This window comes from Pseudomonas sp. Sample_14 (assembly GCF_004307515.1).
In the GTDB taxonomy this organism is placed as follows: domain Bacteria; phylum Pseudomonadota; class Gammaproteobacteria; order Pseudomonadales; family Pseudomonadaceae; genus Aquipseudomonas; species Aquipseudomonas atacamensis.
In genome coordinates, this window is record NZ_RCOC01000029.1 from 36,018 (window position 1) to 62,268 (window position 26,251).

Consider the following 26,251-nt stretch of genomic DNA (forward strand, 5'->3'; position numbering starts at 1 on the left):
ATGAAATTCAGTGAACAATGGCTGCGTGGCTGGGTTAGCCCGCAGGTAGATCGCGATGAGCTGGTTGCTCGTCTGTCGATGGCCGGTCTTGAGGTCGATAGCGTTACGCCGGCCGCCGGTGTCTTCAGTGGTGTGGTGGTGGGTGAGGTGCTGAGCACCGAGCAGCATCCGGACGCCGACAAGTTGCGCGTATGCCAGGTCAGCAATGGCGCGGAAACCTTCCAGGTCGTGTGCGGAGCGCCAAACGTGCGCCCGGGCCTGAAGATTCCGTTCGCCATGATTGGCGCAGAGCTGCCGGGCGACTTCAAGATCAAGAAGGCCAAGCTGCGTGGCGTCGAGTCCAACGGCATGCTGTGCTCGCAGGCAGAGCTGCAGGTCGGTGAGGGCAACGACGGTCTGATGGAGCTGCCGGCCGATGCGCCGGTGGGCGAAGATTTCCGTGTGTATCTGGATCTGGAAGACGCCAGCATCGAGGTCGACCTGACCCCGAACCGTGGCGACTGCCTGTCCCTGGCCGGTCTGGCCCGTGAAGTCGGCGCGCTGTACGCCGTGCCGGTAACCCGTCCTGTGGTGGCTGCGGTTGCAGCGGTACACGACGAAGTCCGTTCGGTCGAGGTGCTGGCCCCAGCGGCCTGCCCGCGTTATCTGGGCCGGGTCATCCGTAATGTCGACCTGTCGAAGCCAACTCCGCTGTGGATGGTTGAACGTCTGCGTCGCGCCGACGTGCGCAGCATCGACGCTGCCGTCGACATCACCAACTACGTGATGCTCGAGCTCGGCCAACCGCTGCACGCTTTCGATCTCGCCGAAATCAATGGCGGCATTCGTGTGCGCATGGCTGAAGAGGGCGAGAAGCTGGTTCTGCTTGATGGTCAGGAAGTCAGCCTGCGTAGCGATACGCTGGTCATCGCTGACCACACTCGTGCACTGGCGATCGCCGGTGTCATGGGCGGCGAGCACAGCGGTGTTTCCGCGACCACCCGTGATGTGTTCCTCGAATCTGCGTTCTTTGATCAGATTGCGGTTGCCGGCAAGGCACGTTCTTACGGCTTGCATACCGACGCTTCGCATCGCTACGAGCGTGGCGTTGACTGGCAGCTGGCCCGTGAAGCCATGGAGCGCGCCACTGGCCTGCTGCTGGAAATCACTGGCGGCGAAGCTGGTCCGATCATCGAGACCGTCAGCGAGCAACATCTGCCATCGATTGCACCGATCACTCTGCGCGCGCAGCGCATCACTCAGATGCTCGGCATGGAGATGGATTCGGCACAGGTCGAGCGTCTGCTCAGTGCCTTGGGCCTGAGCATTACCGCTGATGGCGAAGGCCAATGGCGCGTTGAAGTGCCAAGCCATCGCTTCGATATCAGCCTGGAAGTCGACCTGATCGAAGAGCTGGCTCGCCTGTACGGTTACAACCGTCTGCCGGTTCGCTACCCGCAAGCGCGTCTGGCGCCACAGGCCAAGGCCGAAGCGCGTAGTGATCTGCCTGAGCTGCGTCGTCTGCTGGTTGCTCGTGGTTATCAGGAAGCGATCACTTACAGCTTCATCGATCCGCGTCAGTTCGAACTGTTCAATCCAGGTGTCGAGCCGCTGTTGCTGGCCAATCCGATCTCCAACGATATGGCCGCCATGCGCTCGTCGTTGTGGCCAGGTCTGGTCAAGGCGTTGCAGCACAACCTCAACCGTCAGCAGGATCGCGTGCGTCTGTTCGAGAGCGGCCTGCGCTTCGTTGGTCAGCTTGAAGGCTTGAAGCAAGAGCCGATGCTGTCCGGGGTAGTTTGCGGGAGTCGCTTGCCGGAAGGCTGGGCGCAGGGTCGGGATACCGTCGACTTCTTCGACGTGAAGGCTGACGTGGAAGCGGTGCTGGGTTTCGCCGGTGCCCTCGATTCGTTCACCTTTGCTCCGGGCAAGCACCCGGCGCTGCATCCGGGTCAGACCGCGCGCATCGAGCGTGAAGGTCGCGAGGTAGGCTATATCGGTGCAATTCACCCTGAGCTGTCGAAGGCGCTGGGGCTGGATCGTCCGGTGTTCGTCTTCGAGCTGGTTCTGGCGGAAGTGGCGCTCGGTAAAATGCCGAAATTCCACGAGTTGTCTCGCTTTCCTGAAGTGCGTCGTGACCTTGCACTGATCGCGCACAAAGACGTCGCGGCCTCGGCTGTACTGGACGTAATCCGTGAAAATGCAGGCGAATGGCTCACAGAGCTCAGGCTGTTTGACGTGTATCAGGGTAAAGGTATTGATCCTGATAGAAAAAGCCTTGCAGTTGGCTTGACCTGGCAGCATCCATCGCGCACTCTTAATGACGATGAGGTGAATTCGACGACGCAAAATATCCTCACCTCGCTCGAACAAAGGTTGAACGCCACGTTAAGGAAGTGACGTATGGGGGCTTTGACGAAAGCTGAGATGGCGGAACGTCTGTATGAAGAGCTGGGCCTGAACAAGCGGGAAGCCAAGGAATTGGTAGAACTGTTTTTCGAGGAAATCAGGCACGCTCTTGAAGACAACGAGCAGGTCAAATTGTCCGGTTTCGGCAATTTCGACCTTCGGGACAAACGCCAGCGGCCTGGCCGCAACCCGAAAACGGGGGAAGAAATCCCGATCACGGCTCGCCGTGTGGTCACCTTTCGTCCAGGGCAGAAGTTGAAGGCCCGAGTTGAGGCTTATGCTGGAACCAAGTCATAACGACGAACTACCCGTCATCCCGGGCAAACGCTACTTCACCATTGGTGAAGTCAGCGAGCTGTGTGCCGTAAAGCCACACGTGCTGCGCTACTGGGAGCAGGAGTTTCCTCAGCTCAACCCCGTCAAACGCCGCGGGAACCGCCGGTATTATCAGCGCCAGGACGTGCTGATGATCCGGCAGATCCGCGCGCTCCTTTACGATCAGGGTTTCACCATCGGCGGCGCGCGTCTGCGTCTGTCCGGCGACGAAGCCAAAGACGATACCACCCAGTACAAACAGATGATTCGGCAGATGATTGCCGAATTGGAAGATGTCCTGGTGGTGCTCAAGAAATAAAAAGCAGCGTTTGAATACTTCCAGTTTTCAAAAGCTTGCGATATATTCTTGAGCGCTCTTCGAGGTGAAGAGCGAGATGCAACATCAGTCGGGGCGTAGCGCAGTCCGGTAGCGCACTAGCATGGGGTGCTAGGGGTCGAGTGTTCGAATCACTCCGTCCCGACCATATTTTTCAATGACTTAGGCCAATGTTCACAGCATTGGCCTTTTTCATGTGTTTGAGATGCGCGGGGCTGCTCGATCACGCCTGCGACTCGCACTACCAAGTGTTTGGGTTGGTCAGAATGTCCGCTCGTCGAGCAAATAGCACTCTCTGTGCGCCGATCTCCTCTCACTTATTAAGCGCAGCCCCTGCGCCACTGACGGGAGAGAATGATGATCGACGACAACAATGGCCCTGAAGCCCCATACCCGGGTCCAAGCGAGCAAACCCCTGATTCTGGCGAGGGTCATGACTCCGGCCTGGAGCAAGCTGACTCTGAGCCAAAGCAAGGTACCGACGAACGACCAGAGGACTGGAATCCGCCACCCGGCAATCCTGGTTCAGATCAAGATGCCCAGACCGGTCGCGATAACGGCGGCGCAAAATAGGCGCATGGAATTCATATCGTGTACGAGACCCGGCCATCGCGCCGGGTTTTTTATTGCCACCGAATCCTCTCCCAACGTAGCCGAGATTTATGTGGGGACGGTTATCTGGGTTTTAAGGGCGAAGCCGAGCGGCGCCGGCACCTGAATGATCGATCCAGGCGCCGGCAACAAGCGTGTTTACTCGACTATGCAGATCCAGCGGTGGTTGTATCGGTACGGCGCGCGAGTGAAATGAACATCTGAAACCATCTTCATGCCGCGCTCTTGAAGCGCTTCGGTCAGTTGTACGAGTGTCTCTGCCTGGATAGTCATTGCTGTCACCTCGTCAGATTTACTGCGTTCATAATTCTTGACCGAGAGATCAGGCGGCTAATTCATTTTTTCTACAGTAGTCATTCGCGCCGCATAAGCAGGAACACAGCGTTACTTCGCGCCAACTACCTCACCCCATTCAAGCCCGAACCGCCCCAGATACTTCCTCAAGCGATCGGCATCATTGGGTTGCGCCTTGGCCTGCCGGGAAACCCCGAATAACTGTCGGCCGGCATCCGACAGGCTGTCCGCCTGCTGGCACACCTCAATGACAGCCTTCAATTGCAAGCGATCGAACAAGTCCATGCTCTCGCCATCTCCTGGCAACTCAGTCGATAGCGCAGAGGGATGCGCCAAGCCCCACGCATATCGCAATCGTTCGATCTCATCATCGACCTGCGCTTCATCGATGCGCCCGCTGTCGGCCAAAGTTGCCATCCGCGTAATCGATGCGGACAGCTCGCGAAAGTTGCCCAGCCAGGCTGCTGCAGGTGAGCTGGCGAAGGCCAGGTAGCGTCGGCGTGCTTCCAGATTGAAGCGCACCCGCTCACCCTGTTCTCGAGCATGGCGTTCCAGTTCGAAGTCGATGTTCGGCTCGATATCTTCGCGACGGCCGGCGAGGCCGGGCAGGTCGAACGTCCATAGATTGATCCGAGCGTACAGGTCCTCGCGAAACGCGCCTTCGGCGACCCGGCTGCGCAGGTCGCGGTGGGTGCCAGCGATGATCAAAAAATCACTCTCGACTTCCTTGTCCGAGCCCAGCGGGAAGAAGCGTTTCTCTTCGATTGCTTTTAACAGCATCGCTTGTTCGTCTGCGCCGAGCTCACCGATTTCATCGAGAAACAACATGCCACCATCGGCGGCGCGCAGCAGGCCATCGCGAGCGTTCTGCGCGCCGGTGAAGGCGCCTTTGACGTGGCCGAACAAGGCCGACATCGCGCCGTCGCCACGCAAAGTGGCGCAGTTGACTTCGACAAAGCGTCCCTGCATCTGATGGCGATTGCGTTTGAGTTCGTAGATGCGCCGCGCCAGGAAGGATTTGCCGGCGCCGGTCGGGCCGATCAGCAGCATGGGGGCTTTGGAGCGCAGCGCAACGCGCTCGATCTGCTCAATGGAGCGGTTGAAGGCCGGGTTGCGCGTGGCGATGCCGGACTTGAGAAATTCCAGGCCTTCGAGACGTTTGCTGGCGAAGCGTGAAGCAATCCGATCATAGCGCGACAGATCGAGATCGATCAGCGCATGAGTGCCGCAGGCGGGTTCGTTATCGTTCTTGCGCTTGGCGGGGGAGGTCTGGATCAGCCGGGCCGGCAGGTAACGCGCCTCGGTGAGCAGGAACCAGCAGATCTGTGCGACGTGGGTGCCGGTGGTGATGTGGACGAGGTAATCCTCGTGCTCGGTGTCAAAATTGTACGCAGTGGTGAAGTCGTGCAGGGCGCCGTACACCTCCTCGAAATCCCAAGGGTTGCGCAGCGACATTGGATGCAGGCGCACTTCGGTGCTCGGAGAAATCTGCTGGATGTCCGCTCGGACGCGCTCGGCGAGGCTGACGTCGCGCGCGTCGAGGCCGTGAATCAATTCAAGCCGATGGATAGGGAGGTCTGTTTGTTGGCACAGACCTACGCTTGGTCGCCAATAATTCCACCGGCTGGCGCCTTTGCCGACACGATCCAGGGTGGCTCCGATAAATCCGATGGCGACCGTGCGTTTGTTGGGCATGCTTATCTCATAAGATAAATGACGATATGCAATGATAATTTTGCTGGTCTGATTTGTCTTCCATAGATTACCGAGACTCGTCGCATCAGAGGATAAAAGCTAATAAAATCAAAAACATAGCAGAAACATCCATAGCCGCATCCAAAGCTGGCACAGCGGCTGCAATGCTGATGGAAACGAACATGGACACCAAGATATGAAAGACCACACCTACCAGCTTCTCGAAGTCGCCAACGGCAAGCCCATCAAACTCTGGACCGAAGGTGTCCCGGTTGAAAGCGAAGCCCGCGCACAGTTGATGAACACGGCAAAAATGCCGTTCATCTTCAAGCATCTGGCGGTGATGCCCGATGTGCACTTGGGCAAGGGCTCGACAATTGGCAGCGTGATTCCAACGGTCGGCGCGATCATTCCCGCAGCGGTGGGCGTCGACATCGGTTGCGGCATGATCGCTGCGCGTACGTCGCTGACGGCTGCAGATCTGCCAGACAACCTGCATGGATTGCGTACTGCAATCGAACAAGCGGTGCCGCACGGCCGCAGTTCGAATCGTTCGCGGCGAGACAAAGGCGCCTGGGACGAGGTTCCGCAGCAAGCCGATCAGGCCTGGGCGGGGTTGCAGCCGCGCTTCAAATTGATCACCGACAAGTATCCGAAACTGGCCAATACCAACAACCGGGCACATTTGGGGACGCTCGGCAGTGGCAACCACTTCGTCGAAGTGTGCCTGGATGAAGCCAACCGTGTCTGGTTCATGTTGCACAGCGGTTCGCGTGGCGTCGGCAACGCTATCGGCAACCTGTTCATCCAGATGGCCCAAGCCGATATGCGTCAGCACATTGCCAACCTGCCGGACCGTGACCTGGCCTATTTCGAAGAGGGCAGTCAGCATTTTGATGATTACGTGGAGGCGGTTGGCTGGGCGCAGGACTTCGCCAGACAGAACCGTGAACTGATGATGCGCGCAGTGATTCAGGCCACGCGGCAGATCATCCACAAGCCTTTCGAGGTCGCGCTCGAAGCGGTCAATTGCCATCACAACTACGTGCAGAAGGAACGGCATTACGGTGAAGACGTGCTGATTACCCGCAAAGGCGCCGTGTCAGCGAAGAAGGGCGAGCTGGGGATTATTCCGGGCTCGATGGGCGCCAAGAGCTTCATCGTTCGCGGTCTGGGCAATGAAGAGTCATTCAGTTCCTGCAGCCATGGCGCCGGCCGCACCATGAGCCGCACGAAGGCGAAGAATACCTTCACCGTCGCCGATCAGATTCGCGCCACCGCCCACGTGGAATGCCGCAAGGACGAAGCGGTGATTGACGAAATTCCGATGGCCTACAAGGACATCGACAAAGTCATGCACGCCCAGCGTGAGCTGGTGGAAGTGCTGCACACCCTGCGTCAGGTGGTGTGCGTCAAAGGTTAAGCAATCGGTACTGGCGCGAACGCCTTTGGGCCGCGTCGTCCGGCACGGCAGCGTTTCATCGCGGCTGAGCCTGAGCGAGAAGTACCGACACTATTGAAAACTCAGGAAGATTCACGACGGCTAAATGGTACCTCCGAGACACCGTCGGGCTGAACGCGTAAGGGATTGGCAATGAAAGACATAATTGAACTGGACGGCGCCATTGGTGGTGGCCAGGTGTTGCGCAGTGCGCTGAGCCTGTCGATGGTGACAGGCCGGGCGTTTCGTATTAAACAGATCCGCGCCAGACGCAGCCGTCCGGGACTGCTGCGTCAACATCTGACAGCCGTGATGGCGGCGGCCGAGGTTTGTGGTGCAGAGATATCTGGTGCGCATCTGGGGTCGCAAGCCCTGAGCTTCGAACCGGGCGAGATTCGCGGAGGCAACTTTCAGTTCGCTATTGGCACGGCGGGCAGTTGCACGCTGGTGCTACAGACGCTGTTGCCAGCCTTGTTGCAGGCGCCGCAGGCCAGCCGAGTGACGATCTCCGGTGGCACCCACAATCCGCTGGCACCGCCGACGGATTTCCTCTCGCGCAGTTGGCTACCGCTGCTGCGGCGCATGGGCGGCGATGTCGAGCTGGAGTTGCTGCGTCATGGTTTCGTACCGGCTGGCGGTGGCGAGATTGCCGTGACGGTGCAGCCGTCGCGCCTGACGCGACTGGATGTGTGTGAGCGCGGCGAGGCGATTTCACGGCAGGCTCTGGCGCTGACTGCCGGACTTGCGCCTACCGTCGCTCAGCGAGAACTGAGCCAAGTGGCCAAGCGGTTGAACTGGCTTGCGGAGGCGCTGCAAGCGGTGACGCTTGATCCGACACGCGGCCCGGGCAATGTGTTATTGCTGGAGTACGTTTTCGAACACGTCACTGAAGTGTTCAGCGCATTTGGCCAAGTGTCGTTACGCGCTGAGAAAGTAGCGGATGCCGCGATCAATCAGGCTGCTGACTGGCTGCGTAGTGGTGCTGCGGTGGCTGAGCATCTGGCCGATCAGTTGCTGTTACCGATGGCGCTGGCCGGCGGTGGATCGTTCACCACGCCGCGCATGACTGATCATTTGCGCAGCAACATTGAAGTCATCCAGCTGTTTTTGCCCGTCCGTATTGATTGTCAGGAGGAGGGCAGTGATCGCTTGCGGATAGCAGTTTCACCAACTCATTAGTAGCGACCTGCGATCCCGAAGACAGTCGCAAAACCTCACTGAGAGCGCCACTAGCCCTCAGCCATTAGCACATTCGACCTAATTGCCCCTGTTCCGGCTCGACCTTAAAGTCCTGTCGCTTGGCAGCTGACTGTCAAATTTTTCCCGTACAAAATCAAAAAGGTCGATCTGCAATGAACTCATCAAGGACTATTCCGGTTCTCGCTTTAATCGCAACACTGGTCCTCGCGGTCACTGGATGCCAGACCGTAAAGCCGGGGGAGAGTGATCTCAAGAATCGCGCACAGACCACCATTGGCAAACCCGTGATCAAGGTTTCAAACATCCGCAGCGACTTCAATACAACGTTCTATACCGCTCAAACCGAAAGCGGTGAATATACGTGCGAGCTGCCGAGCGGCCCGATGGTAGCTCTGGGTTCCATGGGCATGGGACTGGGCGCTCAGTGCACCAAGCAATGAAGAACCAGTCTCTTCGCCGCTAAAAAAAGAAAGGCCAATGTCGATGACATTGGCCTTTTTCTTTAACGAATACTCGGCGCAGATCAGCTGGTTTTCGAGTTCAGCTTGCGCAGTTCTTCATAGGTCGCCGACTGCACGAACCAAAAGCCGGAGACGATGCACCAGCCCAGGGTGCCGCCTACGAACATACCGAGACCCGAGAGAAAGCTCTGGCTCATCATGAAGAGGGAAACGATCAGGATGACCGCCAATGCGATGTAGAGAACGATGTTGTTGACGCCGATGACGAAATCTTTCATTTGCATTCCTTGGATGTATTTTCCTCTGGCCGCCCTCTATGGCGGCCAGTGCGCGCATCATATTGATATCACCCGGTGTTGCGCTAGTTTCGGTGCCGGATTTTCGTTACTAAAAGCGAAACCACTCTTACTGAGCGGGTTTTTTATCCAGGTCTCTGGAGTCGCTCGACGTCGCCGCATCCTTCTCTGTCTCATGCGGCTCTGATCCCGCGTTGGCGCCTGAGGACTCTTCGCCTTTCTTGTTTGCCTTCTCGTCATGGTCGCGAGAGCTTTCTGCATGATTGACGCCGGGCAAGGCCGTGGCAGGGGTTGCTGCGCCCGCCGTGGATTCGGCTGCCGAAGCGTGAATCGGGCCGATCAGGCACAGGCTGAAAAACGACAAGGCGAAAATTTTCTTGTTCATCACGTGGGCCTTCTGCGCGGTTGGATGTACAGCGTTGGATAGGCCTGTCTGGCAAAGGTGCGCGGTACTGGACGAGCGGCGAATTTCACCCTGATGAAAAAAATCCTGACAGCAGGCAAATTGCTGGCCCCCAGAGACATTTCGCCCCGGCAAAATCGCCTTCTTTCAAAAGGTTAGGTTGGCTATATGCGGACGATTGTTATCACCGTTGCGATGCTTTCCCTGGCTTTGATCGCCTCGGGAGTGCAGGCAAAAGAGTTAAGCAGAGGCCATCGCTTTGCCTGCAGTTGGGGCTCGGATATCGCTGCCGGGGCGCAGCGATCGAAATTGTCTGGAGTTTCACTGTATGGCGCGCGCAAGCAATTGCAGGTTCGCCGGTTCCAGCAGCCATGGATGCGCATGACCGCGATGGGGATTACCGAGCAGACCTACAACAGCAGTTCCAAGCTCAAACCGGCAGCGGTCAAGCAGACCTATTATGAGCAATGCGTACGCCATGAGTTGGCTCGGCGCTGATGCCTCTTTATCCAGCACTGGTAACACAGCTTAGGAATCGCCAGAACCCTTGGCGACTGCCGGCCCGGCCACCCGCGGCAACGGCTTGCTCTGCATCAACGCATCCAGAGCCTTGCGATACCCCTGACCGCCAAGCGCCATGCTGTTGTTATGCGTTGCTCCGGGCACCAGCAGCAGGCGCTTGGGCTGCTCAGCGGCATTGAACAGCTGCTCGCTGAAGCGCGGCGGCACGAAGGCATCAGCCAGGCCATGCACCACCAAAAGCGGCATATGAATATCGGCGATCTTGTCGATGGAGTCGAATTTCTGCGAGAGCAACCAGCGCACCGGGAGCGAGGTGTTGGCCACGGCGGCGGCTACGTCGGCGAGAGAAGTGAAGGTCGATTCAATGACCAGACCGCGTACCGGCAGAGGTGTGTGGTTGCGCGCCGCGTTCTGTCCCAGTTCGGCCGCCAGATCAATCGCCACCGCGCCACCGAGAGAGTGGCCGTAGATCAGGCGCTTGTTCGGGTCCGGTTGCAGCAACTGGAAGCGCTCCCACGCCACGCGGGCATCTTCATAAACGCTGCTTTCGGATGGTAGATCACCCTTGCTTTGGCCGAACCCTCGATAATCGATGGCCAGCACCGAATAGCCCGCCGCGCGTAGTTGCTCTATGCGGAACAACTGTCCGGTGAGGTTCCAGCGCACGCCATGCAAGTAAAGGATTGCCGGGGCATTGGCACGTTCCGCCGGCCACCACCAGGCATGGATGTTCTGCCCGGCCTTGAAACTCTTCGGATGCAGATCGAGTTCCTGAACGCTGCCGGGCAGTCCGCGATACCAGCCGGCAGTGCCCGGCTCAATGCGAAAAAGCAGTTTGCGCTCGGTGTGTTCCAGCACCGCACAACTCGTCGGCACGCCAATGATCAGCGCGGCCATCATGGCGAATGCCAGGCGGCGGCGTCGCAGACGAGTCAGCAAGGACAGGAACATTAATCGTTTCACCACGGCGCAGACAAAGAACGCTTTTTACCAGATGCCTCGGTCTGCGCGTGATTATTTTCGACCACCGTTCATGTGCAACGATTACAAGATGCTGCAATCACTCACGCCACTTGCAGTACGATCTTGCCGATATGATCGCCGCCCTCCATGCGGGCATGGGCCTGAGCCGCGTCAGCCAGCGGGTAAACCTTGTCGATGATCGGCAGGCAGCGCCCGGCGCTGAGGGCAGGCCAAACGTGTTCTTGCAGTTGACCGGCGATGGCGGCTTTCTCCGCAGCGGTACGCGCGCGCAGCAGCGAACCGGTGACCACCGCGCGTTTGCCGAGGATCGCCAGCAGATCGATGTCGTTGGCGCGGGCGCCGCCGAGGAAACCGAGCATCACCAGTCGGCCGTCCATCGCCAGTGCGCTGATGTTGCCGTTCAGATACGAGCCACCCATGATGTCGAGAATCACGTTCACGCCTTGATCTGCGGTCTTCTCGGCAATGACCTTGGCAAAATCTTCTTCCCGATAGTTGATCGGCTGCCCGCCAAGTTTGCTGATTGCGGCGCATTTTTCAGGACTGCCGGCGGTGGCGAACGCCTCAATACCGAATTCACGGCAGAGCATCAGCGCGGTGGTACCGATGCCGCTGGTGCCGCCGTGAATCAGCACGCGCTGGCCGGCCTTGGCACCGCCGAGGCCGAACAGGTTGGCCCAGACGGTGAAAAACGTTTCCGGAATCGCGGCGGCCTGGACCCAATCGACTCCATCCGGCACAGGCAAAGTCTGGCCGGCTGGTACCGCGCAATACTCGGCGTATCCGCCGCCATTGGTCAGTGCGCACACACGATCGCCCACAGCGAACCGCGTAACTCCGGGACCCAGTGCAACCACTTCGCCAGCCACTTCCAGGCCGGGAATCGGGTCCATCCCGGGTTTCATCGGATACTTGCCGGCGCGCTGCAAGGCATCCGGACGATTGATGCCGGCAGCGTGAACGCGGATAAGCAGTTGGCCTTCGCCAACGGTCGGCAAAGGCACGCGCCTGGCTTGCAATACTTCAGGGTCGCCGGGTTCGGTGATTTCAATGCGGGTCATTTCGTTGGGCAGTGACATTGTCGATTCCTGTGAAAAAGGTCGTGTAGATGGGAACGCTGGCAGCGCGCAATGATTCCCTTCAGTTCGCCGCGCAACGGGGTTCAGTTGTAGAGGGCAGCCAGCGCATGGCTTGCTCCAGCAGTAGAGCGACGACGATCGCGCCAGCGGCGATCACAAACAGCAGCGTGTGCTGGCCGCCCGAGGCATTGAACAATGCCGAATAGGCAAACCCGGCCAGCGCCTGAAAGGTTGCGAATGACACAGTGGCACGGCTCCAGGCGATCTGCTGACGGTGATGCGACGGCACCAGTTCATGCACCCGGGCCAAGGCCAGCGGCACGATGCCCGGCGGGAACGAGCCGAGAATCACCGCCAGTAAAGCCAGCGCCAGAAATGAATGGGAGACGGCCAGCAAACCGAGGGCGATGGCTTGCACTACCAACACCAGTCGAATACCAGTGCGGGCGCCGAGCTGGTCGGCCAGGAAGCCGTAAGTCACCGGCCCGACAATCGCCCCCAGGCCATACATGACCCAGACCATTGCGCCGATATGCGCCCCGGCACCCAATCCACGCGCTACGTAATCCACCAGAAACACCATGGCAGGCACCAGCCCGGCGGCCATGAACGCGTATTGAGCGAATAACAGGTAAACGCCCGACGGTGTTGGCTCATCAGCCGACGTTGCGTGCGCAGCCACGGCATGCGTGGTATCCGCAGGCCAGCCGAACCAGCTCACCGCGGTCAGCAACAACGCCAGCGCGCCCAGTCCCAGCCATGTTGCCTGCAAGCCAAGAGTCAGCAGTGGCGGCACGATGGTGCCGGAGCCGGCAATCCCCAGGCCGATGCCGAGGAAGATTGCGCCACTGGCCAAGCCTCTGCGAGCAGCCGGAACGTGAGGCAGCACGGTTGCCGCCACCAGCACCATGATCGCGCCACCAGCAATCCCGGAGAGCAAACGCCAGCCGAAGAACCAGCTCACCGACAGCGGATAAGCACAGGCAAAAAATGCCGCCGTGACCGCCAGCATCATCAGGCGCAAGGCGTTGCGGTTGCCTGTTCGGTGAGCCATGGGCCGACCGAGCAGGGCGCCGATCAAGTAGCCGACCAGATTGGCCGCGCCGAGGTAGACGACATCATTGGCCGAAAACCACTGCGCCTGAATCAGCGAAGGGATCAATGGCGTGTAAGCGAAACGCGCCAGACCAATGCTGACCAGACTGGCGCAAAGTCCGGCGAAGATCGGCAGCCAGATGCCGGTAGAGTTTGCAGTACGCATGATCGCGATCTCACGAGAGGTGTATGGCGCTCAGCTTATCGGCTATCGTTGCTGCGTATATGCAGCGATTAAGCGGCACGATGATGCAAAAATGCTTCAAAGAGGATGCATATGAATTGGGATGATGCGCGGGTGTTTCTGGCGGTCTGTCGCGAGTCGACATTGAGAGGGGCTGCGCGTGTACTCGGCGTCGATCAGGCCACGGTCGGACGGCGCATTACTGCGCTGGAGAAGGCATTGAGCGCGACGCTGTTCCTGCGTACCTCCGACGGTTATGCGCTGACCGCCGTTGGTGAAGCGGCACGTAAAAGTGTGGAAAAGATGGAGCATTCGGCGCTGGAACTGGAGCGGCACATCCATGGGCTGGATGATCGTCTGACCGGTAACGTACGGGTCAGCACCACCGACTCGATGGCCATTGACTTCATCATCCCGGCGATGGCGCGCCTGCATGATCAACATCCAGATGTGCAGATCCAGCTGGATGCGTCGACGCAAATCCTCAGTCTGGCCAAGCGCGAGGCCGATATCGCGGTGCGCAATACCCGGCCGGATAACCCCGATCTCATCGCTCGACGGATCGCCCGTTGGCCTGTAGGACTTTTCGCAGCAAAGGCCTATGTCGATCGCCATGGAGAACCACAGCCCGGCAGCGCTTTCGAGGGCCATGATCTGGTGGTCTATCAGCCGTACTTACAGAGCAAAAAAGACCTCACGCTGGTCTCTGAACCGTTGACCCGCGGACGCATCGTCACCACGCTCAGCTCCAGCCTTCTGGTGCGCCGCTCTATTGCCGCCGGCCTCGGGGTAGGCGAGATACCTGTTTACATGGGCGAACGCGACGGCCTGGTCAGACTCTGGCCGGAGCGGACCCGGCCGCAGCCGTATGAAGTCTGGCTGGTCACCCACGCCGACTTGCGCCACACCGCGCGGGTACGGGCCGTGATCGAGCAGATCGTGGAGGCGTTTGCGCCGGAAAACCAATAGTGAGTTCAGGCCTTTGCCGAGGCTACAACGTCTGACGAAACAGCCTACGTCCGAGGCAGAATGGGCCGGCTTGTTGTAGGCAGTGATGAGTTCTATTGTGACCGCAGCTCGATGCGAACCTCAGTTACGCATCAAAACGGAGAGCCAGGGAAGGCCGCGTAGCCGCAGAAAGGTGTCGAATTGAAAATCAGGGAAGTGAATCAATATGCAGTCACGGACAGATCGGACGCGGGGCGGGACAGGCAAACCATGAGCAGCATAAGTCGCGAAGAATTCGATGCCAGGATAGAGACCATCGAGACGAGGATGGATGGCCGCGTGGCAGAAATGCGCGCCGACATTCGCGGGTTCCTGGCTGCTCAGGCAGAGCGGGACAAGGTCTATCTTGAACGGGACAAGGCACTGCAGGAACGGGACAAGCGTTATGACCTGATGTGGATGGGCGTGCAGAAAATTGCCGACGAATCGCGGGAAGCGATCAGACAGGCATCGACGGTCAAGGCCAATTACTGGGCTGCCACCACTGTGCATTTCCTCGGCGTGGCTTCCTTGCTGGTTGGCGCACATTTCGCCAATCAGGCGGCGGTGTTGACCACCATACAGACCACGCTGGCAGCGATTCAGATTGGCAAAGAGGTATCGTCACCCAAACCTGTCGTACAGCCCTCAACAGTGCCGCCGCAATAAAAAACGGCCTTCATTGGAAGGCCGTTCTGCATCGCGCCAGATCATGGCATTTCCGGCAACTCGTGAGGGCGCAAGTCGAACACCAGCACTTCGGCATCGATACCGTTGCTCAAAGTGAGCAGCTGTTCTTCACGAACCCGCACGCCGTCGCCTTCCTGCAAGGCTTGGCCATTGAGTTCGACACTGCCACGCGCAACGTGCACGTAGGCGTAACGACTGGCCGGCAATTTCAGCGTGGCACTTTCCTTGCCGTCGAATAACCCGGCGTAGACCCGCGCATCCTGACGGACTTTCAGAGAACCGTTGCTACCGTCCGGCGAGATGATCAGTTGCAGACGACCGCGTTTTTTCTGCGCGCTGAAGTGTTCCTGTTGATAGCGCGGCTTGGCGCCACTGACATCCGGCACGATCCAGATTTGCAGAAAGTGCACGGGCTTGGTGGCCGAGTGGTTGAACTCACTGTGCGCCACGCCGCTGCCGGCACTCATCAATTGCACATCACCGGGGCGGATCACCGAGCCAGTGCCGAGGGTGTCCTTGTGTTCCAGCGCGCCTTCGAGCACATAGGAAAAGATCTCCATGTCGCGGTGCGGGTGCTGGCCAAAACCTTTGCCGGCTGCGACGCGGTCATCGTTGATCACCAGCAGATCGGAGAAACCCTGTTCACGCGGGTTGCGGTAGCTGGCGAAAGAAAAGGTGTGAAACGACTTCAACCAGCCGTGATTGGCGAGGCCGCGATCGGAGGCTTTGCGAAGAGTCAGCATGATGAAATCTCCTGGCTGGACGTGAATTCGTCCGAGTGAGGAGAAGGTTACTGGTTACCTTGGGAGGCAATAAGTAGATCGAAATTGAAAGACTGTCCGGCTCAGGTTGACAGTTTTGCGTTATGGTTCACGTATTCGATTACGCTCATCACGACTCAGTTGGCCATAATGCCCCGGCTGTAGCGTGCGTATTGACCCTTGAATATGTGTGATGCCTACCATGAAAACCGTGGCAATGGTGCTGTTCCCCGACTTTCTGATGCTCGACATGGCCGGGCCGCTGGAAGTGTTTTCAGTCGCCAACCGTTATCTGAAACCTGATTTGCACTATCAACTGACGACACTAGGGACGGAGCGCGGCTTGCTCAAGGCTTCCAATGGTGTACAGGTTCAGGCTGATCTGCACATCGACGAGGCGGCCGAGCGCTATGACCTGTTATTGGTGCCCGGCGGCCCCGGCGCCTATAACCAGAGATTTCCCGAGCTGTTTGGCTGGTTGAAAAAAGCCGTGCCGCGCGCGGAGCGTTACGGTTCGATTTGCACTGGCGCATTCATCCTCGGCCATGCCTGCCTGCTTGACGGTTATCGCGTCACCACGCACTGGAACTACACCGAGCGCCTGATCAAGGCTTTCCCGAAAACCACGGTGACCACCGACCAGATCTACGTTGAGGATCGCAATCTCATCACTTCGGGCGGCGTGACCGCTGGCATCGATCTGGCACTGGCGGTGGTGGCCAGGGATCACGGCAAGAAAATCGCCCAGGACGTCGCCAAGGTTTTGTTGGTGGTGATGAAGCGTCAGGGTGGGCAAGCCCAGTTCAGCCCATTGATGGCGGCCGTCTCACCGCAACAAACGCCCATCACCCGCGCGCAGAATTACGTACTTGAACACTTGGATGAGCCCTTCACAGTCGAGCGCATGGCCGGATTGGCCAATATGAGCGCACGGCACTTTGCTCGCCTGTTCGCCCGTGACGTCAACATGACTCCCATGGAGTTTCTGCAGAATGCCCGCATTGACTGCGCGCGAAACCTGTTGGAAACCAGCGATCTGCCGCTGAAAACCATCGCCTACAAAAGTGGTTTCGGCAGTGTCCGGCACATGCGCTCGCTATTCGCCGAAAAGCTCGGTCTTACGCCGTTACAATACCGCGAACAGTTCAGCTAGAGCGGTTCTGTCCGTCAGACGCAGCCGGATGTCCGTGCTGCGTCGGCTCCGGCGGTTGTATCGTCACGCAACAGTGCCAAGATGTTTGGCATGAATAATCACAACGACACAAGCCAAGGTTCGGTGCTGCGTTTTGGCCCCTACGCCTTTCATGTGCGCCAGCGTCTGGTTCTTGAAGGCGAGCAGCCGCTGCGCATGGGTGGGCGCGCCATGGACATTCTTCAGGTGCTGCTCGAACACGCGGGCGAGGTAGTCAGCAAAGAGCAGTTGATTGCTCGTGTGTGGCCGACATCGATCGTTGAAGAGATCAACCTGCGGGTGCACATCGCGGCGTTGCGCCGCGCACTGGGCGACGGCACCAACGGCCAGCGTTACATCATTCACGTGGCGCAGTGCGGCTACAGCTTTGTCGCCCCGATGGAGCAGGGCACAAGTGATGCGCTGCACATGCCCGCTGCCGCCCTCACGCCACTGCACAATCTTCCGGCACGACTGACGCCAGTCAGTGGGCGCGACGCCCTGATCGGTAGTCTGGTTCGACAAATGCCGGTGTGCCGCTTGATGACCATTACCGGTGCGCCGGGTGTTGGCAAAACCACTGTGGCACTGCGCGTGGCGGAGTTGCTGCTGCAATACTTTCGTGATGGCGCCTGGTGGGTCGACCTTGCCATGCTCGAAGATGACAAACCCTTGCTCGACCACCTGTTGCACGCCCTGAATACAGACTTTTTCACACTGTCCGGTCGGCACGCCTTGTTGGTGCTGGATAACTGCGATCACCGGCGCGACAGTTGCGCGACTCTGGTAGAGACCCTGTTGCATGCCGCGCCTCGCCTGTCGATTCTGGTCACCGGCCGCGAAGCCTTGCACATTCCACAGGAAGCCGTTCATCACGTGCCGCTGCTGGCGATTCCCAAGCGCTCTACATTGAACTCCGTCGAGGAAGCCATGGGCTATCCGGCGGTGCAGCTATTCGTCAATCGCGCGCGAGCGCGGCAACAGGGCTTCAGTTTGCGTCAACAGGATTTGTCAGGCGTGCGCGAGATCTGCCGTCAACTGGACGGTCTGCCGCTGGCGATCGAGCTCGCCGCTGCGCAGATCGATGCGCTGGGCTTGATCGGCTTACAGGCCCAGGTTGAAAACGGTCTGCAGTTGCTTGGCCAAGGCCGGCGCACCGCAGAACCACGTCATCAGTCAATGGCCGCTGCGATCGATTGGAGCTTCCAGTACCTGACGGAAATGGAACAGCGGGTGCTGCTGCGTCTGTCGGTGTTCAGCACGGGCTTTACTCTGGAGGCTGCGCTGAGCGTGATCAGCAGCGTGGATCTGGCGGGATCCAGGTTGAGCGCAATTATCGAAGGGTTGGCGCGCAAGTCACTGCTCATTCAAGAACCCAACCGGGCAACGGCACGCTATTGGATGCTCAACACCGTGCGCCGCTATGCCCGTGATCGCTTTGAGCGCAGCGACGACAGGCTCGAACTGCAACAGCGTCATGCGCGCTATCTCAGCCGCACGCGCAATGCGTCAGGCCAGGCACTGCTCGCGCAGGCTGTCGAGTAGCAGGCGGACCTTGCGCAAGTCCGGGGTGGCGTAGCCTTCGGTGAAGCGCTGGTAAATGGGGCTGAGCAAATCCCATGCTTCGCGATGGCGGGACTGGCGCTGCCATAATCGGGCGAGGTCCGTGGCGCTGCGCAGCTCCCAGGCCAACGCGCCCTGGCTTCTGGCGATGGCCAGAGCTTGTTGCAGGGTTTGTTCGGCTTCTCGGGTTTCAGCGGTGTCTGAGCAGGCCGATTCGCGAGCAGGCTCGCTCCCACAGGAAACAGCGCACAACTCGGAATTTGCGCCCGACACCGACCCCTTGTGGGAGCGAGCCTGCTCGCGAAGGGGCCATTCTGAACCCTTCACTAATGCCACCGCCCGTGCCCGCAGTATCTCCGCTGCACTCCAACCCGCATCCCCGGTGCGCGCGCGCTCCACCAGTGCATCATCGACAAAACGCTCATCCAGCGTAACCATCACTTCCCGGATCAAACCGCTGCTCTGCGTCGATACCGGCGCGGCATTATCCGGATCGATCACCTGCGCGTAGTGCCGCGCCCAATTATTGAACAGCAGTACCGAATGCTTCTGCGACTGCTCCAGCAACAATTGCAGGAGCGCGCGGGCGTTGGCGGCGTCGCCGTTGTAATGGGCGATCAGACAACTGGCCAGCGCCAGCGTGTAGCAGATCGATGTGCCATGGTCGATCTGCACGGCAATATCCAGCGCCTGCCGTGCCGCGCGCCATGCCTGTTCTGGCAGACCCTGCAGCCATAGCACGCGGGCCAGTACCGTCAGCGAAGCGACGCTCTGGTCGTACTGCACGCCAAAGCCATGGGTGAAACGATTGAGATGGCCGCTGTGGGCCATGCGTTGCAGCACCTGCTCGGCATGTACGCGGGCCTGCGGTTGGTCGCCGGCATAATGCAGGGCCAGCACGCGCAAGCGATGCGTGCTTAGCGACAGCAATGGCTCGCCGTGCACACCGATGCGATCAAATTGCTCACTCTGCGCCAGCGCCATGCGGTAATGCCCGCAACTCAGATTGACCGCCATATGCCCCGATATCGCACGCAGTTGCCCGGCCAGATCGCCGTGTTCCTCGGCCAATTGGCAGGCGTCGACGAAGGCCTGAATGGTTTGTGGCGTGCCGCCCCAGGTGTGATAGCTGGCGCTACCGAGCGCCAGTTTCAAGGCGATTTGCAGGCGAGGGCAGGGCGGTAGCAGCGAGTCTGCTGGCGAAGCCTCCAGCAAACTCAGTGCCCGGCGCACATAGCGGCTGTAATCGCGCAGCAACGACAGCTCCTGCCACAACGGTGCCGACGCGGCTGCCAGTTGCACGCCCAGCTCATCCGGGCCCGGCCCGTCGAGGCTCCAGTCCAGCGCCGCGCGCAAATCCTCCAGCCCCCTGGCATAGCGCTCCATCCACAATACAGTCGGAGTATTGTCCCAATCCGCCTGCGCCTGCTGCATCAGTGTCAGGCAGCGCTCGGCGTGGCGTTGGCGGGTTGCGCTGAGCTCGGTGGCCTGTTCGAGTTTTTCCAGTGCGTAGTGGCGCGTGGTGTCGAGCAACCGGTAGAAAACATCTTCGTCGCCCACTTCGACGCTCAGCAGGGATTTGGCCACCAATTGCGTGACTGCGGTGAACACCGCGCCGGGATCAATCTGTTGGCCGATGACCACCGCTGCCGCCGAGGCGAGGGTGAAGCTGCCGCGGAAAATCCCCAGTCGCCGCAGACAGGTTTGTTCGCAGGCGTTGAGCAGGTTGAAGCTCCAGTCCATCGTTGCGCGCAGGGTCAGGTGGCGCTCGGCGCTGCTGGGGTGTCCAGCCGACAATGGCGGCAAACCCTCGCGCAATTGCTTGAGCAATCCGTCCATGCCCAATTCGCTGACCTGTGCGGCGGCCAGTTCCAGCGCCAGCGGAATGCCGTCCAGGCGCTGGCAGATTTCGATCGCCTGCGGTAGCTCGGCGCGACTCAGTTGAAAGCTTTCCCGCGCCGCGGTGGCGCGCTCGACAAACAGTTGTAGCGCAGCAAAGCCCAGCGCCTGAGCCGGCTCCATCGGCGTCGACATGGACGGGCATTCGAGCGATTCCAGACGCTGCACGAATTCGCCCTCCGCGCGCAGGCTCTCGCGGCTGGTGGCGAGGATATGCACCTTTGGCGCTCCCCGCAGAATCTGCTCGCTGAGCGACGCGACCGCATCGATCAAGTGCTCGCAGTTGTCGATCACCAACAACATTTGCCGTTCTCGCAGGCCGTCGACCAGACTAGCCTGCGCATCGCCTTCTGGCGCGGACAGATCAAGTAGCGTCGCCAGATGCGAGCCGATCAGCGCGGGATCGGCGATGGGCGCCAAGTCCACCAGGCGGATGCCGTCGCGATACTGGTCGAGCAATTGTTCGGCGACGCGCAGGGCGACGGTGGTCTTGCCGATGCCGCCGGGACCGACCAGAGTGATGCAGCGTCGGCGCGGCAGTTGCGCGATCAGGTGATCGATCACGGGCTGGCGCCCAATCATTCGCGTACGGCGCAGCGGCAGGTTGTGTCTGGCGACGGGCATCGCCGGTTTTTGTTCGATGCTGTCGAGCACGATCGGTGCGACAAAACTGTAGCCGCGCTGCGCCACGGTGACTATGTAGCGCTGACCGTTCTGTCCGTCGCCCAGCGCTTTGCGCAGGGCCGCCATGTGCACGCGCAGATTGATGTCTTCGACGACGCTGTCTGGCCAGACGCCGGCCATCAATTGCTGTTTGCTCACCACTTCACCGGCGTGGGCCAGCAAAATCAGGAGGATATCCATCGCCCGCCGTCCCAGGCGCAGAGGCTGTTGGCCTTCAATTAGCAGTCGTTGCCCGGGATGAATCCGATAGGGGCCAAACGCAATGGCCTGATTCGGGGAGAAACTCAACAGCGCGCTCCTGCGGTGATGCGGCGGACAGGGCGAATCAGTCCCTGGCGCATGCGCAGGCCGTCTGATCCGGGGTGTCCGGGCATAATCCTCAGGTTTGAGCATCAGTGCAACGGGTGGCGTAACGGCAGCAGTCAAAACACCGCAGGCTGCGCTGCGTTGTTTTTCGGCTTGCCCATGACTCGACAGCGCCAGGCGAAGGGATTGATGCCCTCGCTGCGGGTGAACATGTGGCAGAAGTGCGCCTGATCGCAGAAGCCGCATTCGAGGCTGATTTGCGTCAGGCTCAAGTCGGTGTGCTGGATCAGCAACTTGGCCCGGGCCAGGCGCTGGGCGCGGATCCAGTCCTGTGGCGACAGGCCGGTGCTGCATTTGAATGCACGGGAGAAGTGACTGCGCGACAGTGCACATGCCCGGGCCAGCTCAGCCACTTCCAGGCTTTCGCCCAGTCGATCGAGGATCAACTGTTTGATCTGGCGTTCGCGCTGCGGACTGAGTCCGCCAGTCGTGTTTTTCCGCGGTTCGCAGGCAGGGGCGAGGGCGACGGTTTGCTGTAGATAAGCCATGGCCAAGGTCCGTGTCGGTGGGGAATACACGGTCGGCGCATTCCCTCAGGTCAAAAAAGCAACGCTGCGCAGAGGGCTTCATTGTTGGGCGAGGGCTTGAGGCTGACGAGTTAATCGTTGTTAATTTCCTCGCTCAGGCTGGAACTCAGCACATCATTGCAAGTCAGCGCCCGGTGCTTTGCGCGACGATGTCGACAAAGCACGGCCGCCGTTGGCCAGGTTCAAAGGGGAATGCAATGAAAGGCTTGGTGAAAGCAGCAGCGGCCCTGGCGGTCATGCTGGCAATGTCCGGCGCGATGGCGCAGGCACCGCAGGTGGGCACTCAGGCGCCGGGTTATTTCCGCTTGGCGGTGGGCGATTACGAAGTCACCGCGTTGTTCGACGGTTACAACGATTTGTCGCCGAAGTTGTTGCAGGGCATGAGCCAGAGTCAGATTCGCGCGCTGCTCGCACGCCGTTCGATTGAAACCCCGGGCGTGCAGACGGCGTTCAATGCCTTTCTGGTCAACACCGGCACGCAACTGATTCTGGTCGACACCGGCGCAGGGCAGTGCATCGGCGCCACCGCAGGCCAACTCTCGGCCAACATGCAGGCCGCCGGTTACAAGCCTGAGCAGGTCGACACAATTTTGCTGACCCACCTGCACCTCGATCACGTCTGCGGTCTGGTCGATGCAGAGAAGAAGCCGCTGTTCGCCAATGCCACCGTCTATGCGGCCAAGGCAGAGGCCGATTACTGGCTTGATCCGGCAGCACTGGCCAAGGCCCCGGCGGGAGCCAAAGAGTTTTTCAAAATTGCCCAGGATTCGACGGCGCCCTACGTTGCCGCTGGCCGCTTCAAGATGTTTGCCGCCGGGCAGTCGCCATTGCCGGGACTGGTCGAAGCAACCCTCGAAGCCGGGCACACCCCGGGCAGCACCACGTACCGCTTCACCTCGCAGCAGCAGAGCATCGTGTTCATGGGCGATCTGGTGCACAACCTCGCGGTGCAGTTCTTGCACCCGGAAGTCTCGATCGGTTTCGACGTCAACAGTCAGCAAGCGATCGCCAGTCGGCAGGCAGTGTTCAGTGCTGCGGCAGCGAGCAAGACCTGGGTGACGGCAGCGCATCTGCCGTTCCCGGGCATCGGCCACATCGCCGCCGAGGGCAAGCATTTCCAGTGGGTGCCGGTGGAGTACGGCCCTTACAAACGCGCGGCGAAAGTGCCGTTGATCGAGTAAAGTGCCCAGCGCCAGTGGCATAAAGCGTCTGACACCGATAAGGAAACCACGCCCATGAACCGTAACGATCTGCGCCGCGTCGACATGAACCTGCTGGTGATTTTCGAAGCGTTGATGTTCGAAAAGAATCTGACCCGTGTGGCGGAAAAACTGTTCATGGGCCAGCCGGCGGTCAGTGCTGCGCTGGGGCGCTTGCGTGATCTGTTCGACGATCCGTTGCTGCTGCGCAACGGTCGCGGTATGGAACCGACGGCGCGGGCGCTGGCGATCCTCAAGGAGCTGCAACCGGCGATGGACGTGATTTCCGGCGCAGTCAGCCGCGCCAAGGAATTCGAACCGGCGAGCAGTTGCGATGTGTTTCGCATCGGTCTGTCGGACGACGCCGAGTTCGGTCTGTTTCCGCCGCTGTTGCGCCAGCTTCAGCAGGAGGCGCCGGGGATTGTCGTGGTGGTACGCCGCGCCAACTACCTGTTGATGCCGGCGCTGTTGGCTTCGGGGGAAATCTCCGTGGGCGTCAGCTACACCACGGATCTGCCGGCCAATGCCAAGCGCAAGAAGCTGCGTGATATTCCCTGCAAAGTGCTGCGCGGCGACGACCGTCCGGGGCCGCTGACGCTGGACGAATATTGCGCGCGTCCGCATGCGATGGTGTCGTTCTCCGGTGATCTGAGCGGCAATATCGACCTGGATCTGGCCAAGATCGGCCGCTGCCGCCGGGTGGTTCTTGGTGTGCCGCAGTTCAGCGGCTTGCGCGCCTTGCTCGCCGGTACCGAGATGATCGCCACGGTGCCGGATTACGCCGCCTGTGCCCTGGTCGAAGGCTGCGCCCTGCGTGCCGAAGACCCGCCATTCCCGATCGATGCCGCGCAGTTGTCGATGGCCTGGAGCGGGGTGCACGACAACGACCCGGCAGAGAAATGGCTGCGCTCGCGGATCAGCCAGTTCATGGCGGCGCCGCTGGATATTCAGGCGATATAGATCCCAGCGCCGATCTCCGGTGCTGATCATTCCCACGCGCAGCAAAGGAATGCCTCAACGGACGCTCCGCGTTCGGCGTTGGATGGGACGCGGAGCGTCCCGAGCTGCATTCCCACGCAGAGCGTGGGAACGATCAAGCACAGGGAATTCTGTGGTCTGAAAAGCAACTAAGCACACCCATCCAATTTCTTCCGCGCCGGCCTTGGCATGATTCCCGTCAATGACATTCAAAGGGTCGGGTCATGATTGCTACGAGGGATGAACAGGCGCGCGACATCGGGTTGCTGTTCCTGCGGGTCAGCGGCGGGTTGTTTCTGTTGTGGGTGCACGGCTTACCGAAGTTGCTGGACTTCACCGCGCAGTTGCAACTGATCGAAGACCCGTTCCATCTCGGCGCCCACCTGACCCTGATCCTGGCGATTTTCGCCGAAGTCCTCTGCCCGTTGCTGATCGTCGCCGGTGTGCTGGCGCGTTTGGCCTGCTTGCCTATTCTCTTTGTACTGCTCGTGGCGCTGCTGGTCGTGCATCCGCAATGGAGTGTGGCTGAAGGGCAGTTTGGCTGGTTGCTGTTGATTCTTTTCACCACCGTATTGATCGCCGGGCCCGGACGGCTGGCGATTCCTGTTCGTTTGCCCGGAGTGCTGCGTTATGCCTGAAGTCCTCAATTCACAAGCACCGGGGGCCGATGAGACCGTCACGTTGATCATCAAACACTCGGTCAAAACCGGTTTCGAATCGGCGTATGAAGCATGGCTGCGCAACATCGTGCGCGTCGCCGGCCAGCGCGAAGGGCATTTGGGTGTGGACGTGGTGCGCGGCAAGCGCGGGCGTCTGGATTTCTACACGTGCGTATTGCGCTTCAGCTCCACCGAAGCGATGCAGGGCTGGCTGGAATCCTCCGAGCGTCAGGCGCTGGTGGCTGAAGCCGCACCGATGCTGGCCGACGGCGATCAGACCGAAGTCGCGCCGGTCAATGAATTCTGGTTCACACCGCTGGCCGAAGCCGGCTCGCCACCGCCGCGCTGGAAGCAGGCTGTCGTCACGCTGTTGGTGATTCTGCCGCACACCCTGCTGGTGCCGCTGATCTGGGGGCCGCTGCTGGCGCTGCATCCGCTTCTGTCCAACTACGTGGTCGCCACGTTCCTGATTACCCTGACCATCGTCCTCTCGGTGGTCTACGTGGTGATGCCGCCGGTTACCCGTTTGTTCACCCCGTGGCTGGAAGCCAGCCAGGCCCATGAACACCTCGATTCCCAAGAAACCTCGCCGCGTTGAGCGGGGTTTGCTTCTTTTCACTTTCGCTTGAGGAACTGCGATGAGCGCCGATCTGATTTTATTCAATGGCCAGTTTCATACCGTAGACCGGGAAAAACCACTGGCCAGTGCGGTGGCGATCAAGGACGGCCGCTTCGTTGCCGTCGGTAACGATGCCGAGGCCATGGCCCTCAAGGGCAGCGCCACACAAGTGGTCGACATGAAGGGCCGCTGCGTCATCCCTGGCCTCAACGACTCGCACTTGCACCTGATTCGTGGCGGTTTGAACTACAACCTCGAACTGCGCTGGGAAGGTGTGCCATCGCTCGCCGACGCGCTGCGCATGCTCAAGGACCAGGCCGACCGCACGCCGACCCCGCAGTGGGTGCGCGTGGTCGGTGGCTGGAACGAATTCCAGTTCGCCGAAAAACGCATGCCGACCCTGGAAGAAATCAACCAGGCCGCGCCGGATACTCCGGTGTTCATCCTGCACCTCTACGACCGTGCGCTGCTCAACCGCGCCGCCCTGCGCGTGGCCGGTTACACCCGCGACACGCCGAACCCGCCGGGCGGCGAGATCGTGCGCGACAGCAACGGCAACCCGACCGGCATGCTGGTCGCGCGGCCGAACGCGATGATTCTCTACTCGACCCTGGCCAAAGGGCCGAAGCTGCCGCTGGAATATCAGGTCAACTCGACCCGCCAGTTCATGCGCGAACTCAATCGCTTGGGCCTGACCAGTGCGATCGACGCCGGCGGTGGTTTCCAGAACTATCCGGACGATTACCAAGTGATCGAACAACTGGCCAAAGACGACCAGTTGACCGTACGCATCGCCTACAACCTGTTCACCCAGAAGCCGAAAGAAGAGCTGACCGATTTCC

The 26,251-nt window shown here is 60.0% G+C and carries 25 protein-coding genes and 1 tRNA gene; 17 read left to right on the forward strand and 9 right to left on the reverse strand.

Translation table 11 applies throughout. The annotated features are described in order from the left end of the window. From pheT to D8U61_RS07110, 4 genes are all read left to right on the forward strand, one after another. The gene (gene pheT, locus D8U61_RS07095; protein WP_125926676.1) at positions 1-2,379 is read left to right on the forward strand and encodes a phenylalanine--tRNA ligase subunit beta; all 2,379 of its coding nucleotides are present in this window, start codon (positions 1-3) and stop codon (positions 2,377-2,379) included. 3 nt (positions 2,380-2,382) lie between these two features. Further along, complete coding sequence (gene ihfA, locus D8U61_RS07100; RefSeq protein ID WP_002553164.1) at positions 2,383-2,685, forward strand: integration host factor subunit alpha; 303 nt, start codon at positions 2,383-2,385, stop codon at positions 2,683-2,685. Continuing rightward, positions 2,666-3,022 (forward strand): MerR family transcriptional regulator, encoded by a 357-nt coding sequence (locus D8U61_RS07105; protein WP_003179985.1) that lies wholly within the window; start codon positions 2,666-2,668, stop codon positions 3,020-3,022. Before ihfA ends, D8U61_RS07105 begins: the two co-directional genes overlap by 20 nt. Before the next feature lie 89 nt (positions 3,023-3,111). Beyond that, a tRNA-Pro gene (locus D8U61_RS07110) sits at positions 3,112-3,188 on the forward strand. Positions 3,189-4,036: 848 nt separating this feature from the next. On the opposite strand, the gene rtcR is transcribed toward D8U61_RS07110, so the two are convergent. Further along, positions 4,037-5,641 carry an RNA repair transcriptional activator RtcR gene (gene rtcR / locus D8U61_RS07120; RefSeq protein WP_110598900.1) on the reverse strand — a complete coding sequence of 535 codons (1,605 nt, stop codon included), beginning with the start codon at positions 5,639-5,641 and terminating at the stop codon, positions 4,037-4,039. Between the two features lie 196 nt (positions 5,642-5,837). Here rtcR and D8U61_RS07125 point away from each other — a divergent pair, with 196 nt between their 5' ends. From D8U61_RS07125 to D8U61_RS07140, 3 genes are all read left to right on the forward strand, one after another. Then, complete coding sequence (locus tag D8U61_RS07125; RefSeq protein ID WP_130926671.1) at positions 5,838-7,064, forward strand: RtcB family protein; 1,227 nt, start codon at positions 5,838-5,840, stop codon at positions 7,062-7,064. 171 nt (positions 7,065-7,235) lie between these two features. After that, complete coding sequence (rtcA, locus tag D8U61_RS07135; protein ID WP_130902652.1) at positions 7,236-8,261, forward strand: RNA 3'-terminal phosphate cyclase; 1,026 nt, start codon at positions 7,236-7,238, stop codon at positions 8,259-8,261. A 173-nt stretch (positions 8,262-8,434) separates the two neighbouring features. Beyond that, the gene (locus tag D8U61_RS07140; protein WP_130902651.1) at positions 8,435-8,722 is read left to right on the forward strand and encodes a hypothetical protein; all 288 of its coding nucleotides are present in this window, start codon (positions 8,435-8,437) and stop codon (positions 8,720-8,722) included. An 83-nt stretch (positions 8,723-8,805) separates the two neighbouring features. Here D8U61_RS07140 and D8U61_RS07145 read toward each other — a convergent pair whose 3' ends face one another. Both D8U61_RS07145 and D8U61_RS07150 read right to left on the reverse strand, forming a co-directional pair. Continuing rightward, positions 8,806-9,021, reverse strand: coding sequence for a hypothetical protein (locus D8U61_RS07145; RefSeq protein WP_041478566.1), 216 nt, complete (start codon positions 9,019-9,021; stop codon positions 8,806-8,808). Between the two features lie 127 nt (positions 9,022-9,148). Next, complete coding sequence (locus D8U61_RS07150; RefSeq protein WP_130926672.1) at positions 9,149-9,424, reverse strand: hypothetical protein; 276 nt, start codon at positions 9,422-9,424, stop codon at positions 9,149-9,151. Positions 9,425-9,610: 186 nt separating this feature from the next. Here D8U61_RS07150 and D8U61_RS07155 point away from each other — a divergent pair, with 186 nt between their 5' ends. Then, positions 9,611-9,940, forward strand: coding sequence for a hypothetical protein (locus tag D8U61_RS07155; protein ID WP_130902650.1), 330 nt, complete (start codon positions 9,611-9,613; stop codon positions 9,938-9,940). 30 nt (positions 9,941-9,970) lie between these two features. On the opposite strand, the gene D8U61_RS07160 is transcribed toward D8U61_RS07155, so the two are convergent. The 3 genes from D8U61_RS07160 to D8U61_RS07170 form a co-directional block, all read right to left on the reverse strand. Continuing rightward, on the reverse strand, positions 9,971-10,915 hold the full coding sequence (locus tag D8U61_RS07160) for an alpha/beta hydrolase (protein ID WP_125926672.1): 945 nt from the start codon (positions 10,913-10,915) through the stop codon (positions 9,971-9,973). Between the two features lie 113 nt (positions 10,916-11,028). Beyond that, positions 11,029-12,027: an NAD(P)H-quinone oxidoreductase gene (locus D8U61_RS07165; RefSeq protein WP_130926673.1), complete on the reverse strand. Its 999-nt coding sequence runs from the start codon at positions 12,025-12,027 to the stop codon at positions 11,029-11,031. A 61-nt stretch (positions 12,028-12,088) separates the two neighbouring features. Next, on the reverse strand, positions 12,089-13,288 hold the full coding sequence (locus tag D8U61_RS07170; protein ID WP_024012420.1) for a YbfB/YjiJ family MFS transporter: 1,200 nt from the start codon (positions 13,286-13,288) through the stop codon (positions 12,089-12,091). Positions 13,289-13,399: 111 nt separating this feature from the next. Here D8U61_RS07170 and D8U61_RS07175 point away from each other — a divergent pair, with 111 nt between their 5' ends. Together D8U61_RS07175 and D8U61_RS07180 are read left to right on the forward strand one after the other, a co-directional pair. Then, a complete protein-coding gene (locus tag D8U61_RS07175) occupies positions 13,400-14,275 on the forward strand; it encodes a LysR family transcriptional regulator (protein WP_125926671.1) in 876 nt (291 codons plus the stop codon). A gap of 249 nt (positions 14,276-14,524) precedes the next feature. Next, entirely contained in the window at positions 14,525-14,962 is a 438-nt protein-coding gene (locus D8U61_RS07180; RefSeq protein ID WP_051600652.1) for a hypothetical protein, read from the forward strand. A 41-nt stretch (positions 14,963-15,003) separates the two neighbouring features. On the opposite strand, the gene D8U61_RS07185 is transcribed toward D8U61_RS07180, so the two are convergent. Beyond that, positions 15,004-15,726, reverse strand: coding sequence for a pirin family protein (locus D8U61_RS07185; protein WP_130886901.1), 723 nt, complete (start codon positions 15,724-15,726; stop codon positions 15,004-15,006). Between the two features lie 220 nt (positions 15,727-15,946). Between D8U61_RS07185 and D8U61_RS07190 the strand changes: the two genes are divergently transcribed. Together D8U61_RS07190 and D8U61_RS07195 are read left to right on the forward strand one after the other, a co-directional pair. Beyond that, on the forward strand, positions 15,947-16,897 hold the full coding sequence (locus D8U61_RS07190; protein ID WP_130886925.1) for a GlxA family transcriptional regulator: 951 nt from the start codon (positions 15,947-15,949) through the stop codon (positions 16,895-16,897). A 90-nt stretch (positions 16,898-16,987) separates the two neighbouring features. Then, complete coding sequence (locus D8U61_RS07195) at positions 16,988-18,460, forward strand: winged helix-turn-helix domain-containing protein (RefSeq protein WP_130926674.1); 1,473 nt, start codon at positions 16,988-16,990, stop codon at positions 18,458-18,460. On the opposite strand, the gene D8U61_RS07200 is transcribed toward D8U61_RS07195, so the two are convergent. Together D8U61_RS07200 and D8U61_RS07205 are read right to left on the reverse strand one after the other, a co-directional pair. Further along, on the reverse strand, positions 18,425-21,349 hold the full coding sequence (locus tag D8U61_RS07200) for a winged helix-turn-helix domain-containing protein (protein ID WP_130902646.1): 2,925 nt from the start codon (positions 21,347-21,349) through the stop codon (positions 18,425-18,427). The two genes, D8U61_RS07195 and D8U61_RS07200, sit on opposite strands and share 36 nt — an antisense overlap. Positions 21,350-21,483: 134 nt before the next feature. Then, the gene (locus D8U61_RS07205; protein ID WP_130926675.1) at positions 21,484-21,915 is read right to left on the reverse strand and encodes an AraC family transcriptional regulator; all 432 of its coding nucleotides are present in this window, start codon (positions 21,913-21,915) and stop codon (positions 21,484-21,486) included. Positions 21,916-22,151: 236 nt separating this feature from the next. On the opposite strand from D8U61_RS07205, the gene D8U61_RS07210 reads away from it, so the two are divergent. From D8U61_RS07210 to D8U61_RS07230, 5 genes are all read left to right on the forward strand, one after another. Continuing rightward, entirely contained in the window at positions 22,152-23,135 is a 984-nt protein-coding gene (locus D8U61_RS07210) for an MBL fold metallo-hydrolase (RefSeq protein WP_130926676.1), read from the forward strand. A gap of 54 nt (positions 23,136-23,189) precedes the next feature. Then, positions 23,190-24,113 carry a LysR family transcriptional regulator gene (locus D8U61_RS07215; protein ID WP_125915890.1) on the forward strand — a complete coding sequence of 308 codons (924 nt, stop codon included), beginning with the start codon at positions 23,190-23,192 and terminating at the stop codon, positions 24,111-24,113. A 242-nt stretch (positions 24,114-24,355) separates the two neighbouring features. Continuing rightward, positions 24,356-24,769 carry a DoxX family protein gene (locus tag D8U61_RS07220; protein WP_024012430.1) on the forward strand — a complete coding sequence of 138 codons (414 nt, stop codon included), beginning with the start codon at positions 24,356-24,358 and terminating at the stop codon, positions 24,767-24,769. Beyond that, positions 24,762-25,388, forward strand: a complete 627-nt coding sequence (locus D8U61_RS07225) for an antibiotic biosynthesis monooxygenase (RefSeq protein ID WP_110646470.1) — start codon at positions 24,762-24,764, stop codon at positions 25,386-25,388. Before D8U61_RS07220 ends, D8U61_RS07225 begins: the two co-directional genes overlap by 8 nt. 40 nt (positions 25,389-25,428) lie before the next feature. Next, positions 25,429-26,251: amidohydrolase (locus D8U61_RS07230; protein ID WP_130926677.1), on the forward strand; the 823-nt coding region annotated here is incomplete at its 3' end.

What these genes read in the sequence shown, in the direction of transcription:
- pheT (WP_125926676.1), top strand. Translation starts at nt 1, where the DNA reads ATGAAATTCAGTGAACAATGGCTGCGTGGCTGGGTTAGCCCGCAGGTA.
- ihfA (WP_002553164.1), top strand. Translation starts at nt 2,383, where the DNA reads ATGGGGGCTTTGACGAAAGCTGAGATGGCGGAACGTCTGTATGAAGAG.
- D8U61_RS07105 (WP_003179985.1), top strand. Translation starts at nt 2,666, where the DNA reads ATGCTGGAACCAAGTCATAACGACGAACTACCCGTCATCCCGGGCAAA.
- rtcR (WP_110598900.1), bottom strand. Translation starts at nt 5,641, where the DNA reads ATGCCCAACAAACGCACGGTCGCCATCGGATTTATCGGAGCCACCCTG.
- D8U61_RS07125 (WP_130926671.1), top strand. Translation starts at nt 5,838, where the DNA reads ATGAAAGACCACACCTACCAGCTTCTCGAAGTCGCCAACGGCAAGCCC.
- rtcA (WP_130902652.1), top strand. Translation starts at nt 7,236, where the DNA reads ATGAAAGACATAATTGAACTGGACGGCGCCATTGGTGGTGGCCAGGTG.
- D8U61_RS07140 (WP_130902651.1), top strand. Translation starts at nt 8,435, where the DNA reads ATGAACTCATCAAGGACTATTCCGGTTCTCGCTTTAATCGCAACACTG.
- D8U61_RS07145 (WP_041478566.1), bottom strand. Translation starts at nt 9,021, where the DNA reads ATGAAAGATTTCGTCATCGGCGTCAACAACATCGTTCTCTACATCGCA.
- D8U61_RS07150 (WP_130926672.1), bottom strand. Translation starts at nt 9,424, where the DNA reads ATGAACAAGAAAATTTTCGCCTTGTCGTTTTTCAGCCTGTGCCTGATC.
- D8U61_RS07155 (WP_130902650.1), top strand. Translation starts at nt 9,611, where the DNA reads ATGCGGACGATTGTTATCACCGTTGCGATGCTTTCCCTGGCTTTGATC.
- D8U61_RS07160 (WP_125926672.1), bottom strand. Translation starts at nt 10,915, where the DNA reads ATGTTCCTGTCCTTGCTGACTCGTCTGCGACGCCGCCGCCTGGCATTC.
- D8U61_RS07165 (WP_130926673.1), bottom strand. Translation starts at nt 12,027, where the DNA reads ATGTCACTGCCCAACGAAATGACCCGCATTGAAATCACCGAACCCGGC.
- D8U61_RS07170 (WP_024012420.1), bottom strand. Translation starts at nt 13,288, where the DNA reads ATGCGTACTGCAAACTCTACCGGCATCTGGCTGCCGATCTTCGCCGGA.
- D8U61_RS07175 (WP_125926671.1), top strand. Translation starts at nt 13,400, where the DNA reads ATGAATTGGGATGATGCGCGGGTGTTTCTGGCGGTCTGTCGCGAGTCG.
- D8U61_RS07180 (WP_051600652.1), top strand. Translation starts at nt 14,525, where the DNA reads ATGAGCAGCATAAGTCGCGAAGAATTCGATGCCAGGATAGAGACCATC.
- D8U61_RS07185 (WP_130886901.1), bottom strand. Translation starts at nt 15,726, where the DNA reads ATGCTGACTCTTCGCAAAGCCTCCGATCGCGGCCTCGCCAATCACGGC.
- D8U61_RS07190 (WP_130886925.1), top strand. Translation starts at nt 15,947, where the DNA reads ATGAAAACCGTGGCAATGGTGCTGTTCCCCGACTTTCTGATGCTCGAC.
- D8U61_RS07195 (WP_130926674.1), top strand. Translation starts at nt 16,988, where the DNA reads ATGAATAATCACAACGACACAAGCCAAGGTTCGGTGCTGCGTTTTGGC.
- D8U61_RS07205 (WP_130926675.1), bottom strand. Translation starts at nt 21,915, where the DNA reads ATGGCTTATCTACAGCAAACCGTCGCCCTCGCCCCTGCCTGCGAACCG.
- D8U61_RS07210 (WP_130926676.1), top strand. Translation starts at nt 22,152, where the DNA reads ATGAAAGGCTTGGTGAAAGCAGCAGCGGCCCTGGCGGTCATGCTGGCA.
- D8U61_RS07215 (WP_125915890.1), top strand. Translation starts at nt 23,190, where the DNA reads ATGAACCGTAACGATCTGCGCCGCGTCGACATGAACCTGCTGGTGATT.
- D8U61_RS07220 (WP_024012430.1), top strand. Translation starts at nt 24,356, where the DNA reads ATGATTGCTACGAGGGATGAACAGGCGCGCGACATCGGGTTGCTGTTC.
- D8U61_RS07225 (WP_110646470.1), top strand. Translation starts at nt 24,762, where the DNA reads ATGCCTGAAGTCCTCAATTCACAAGCACCGGGGGCCGATGAGACCGTC.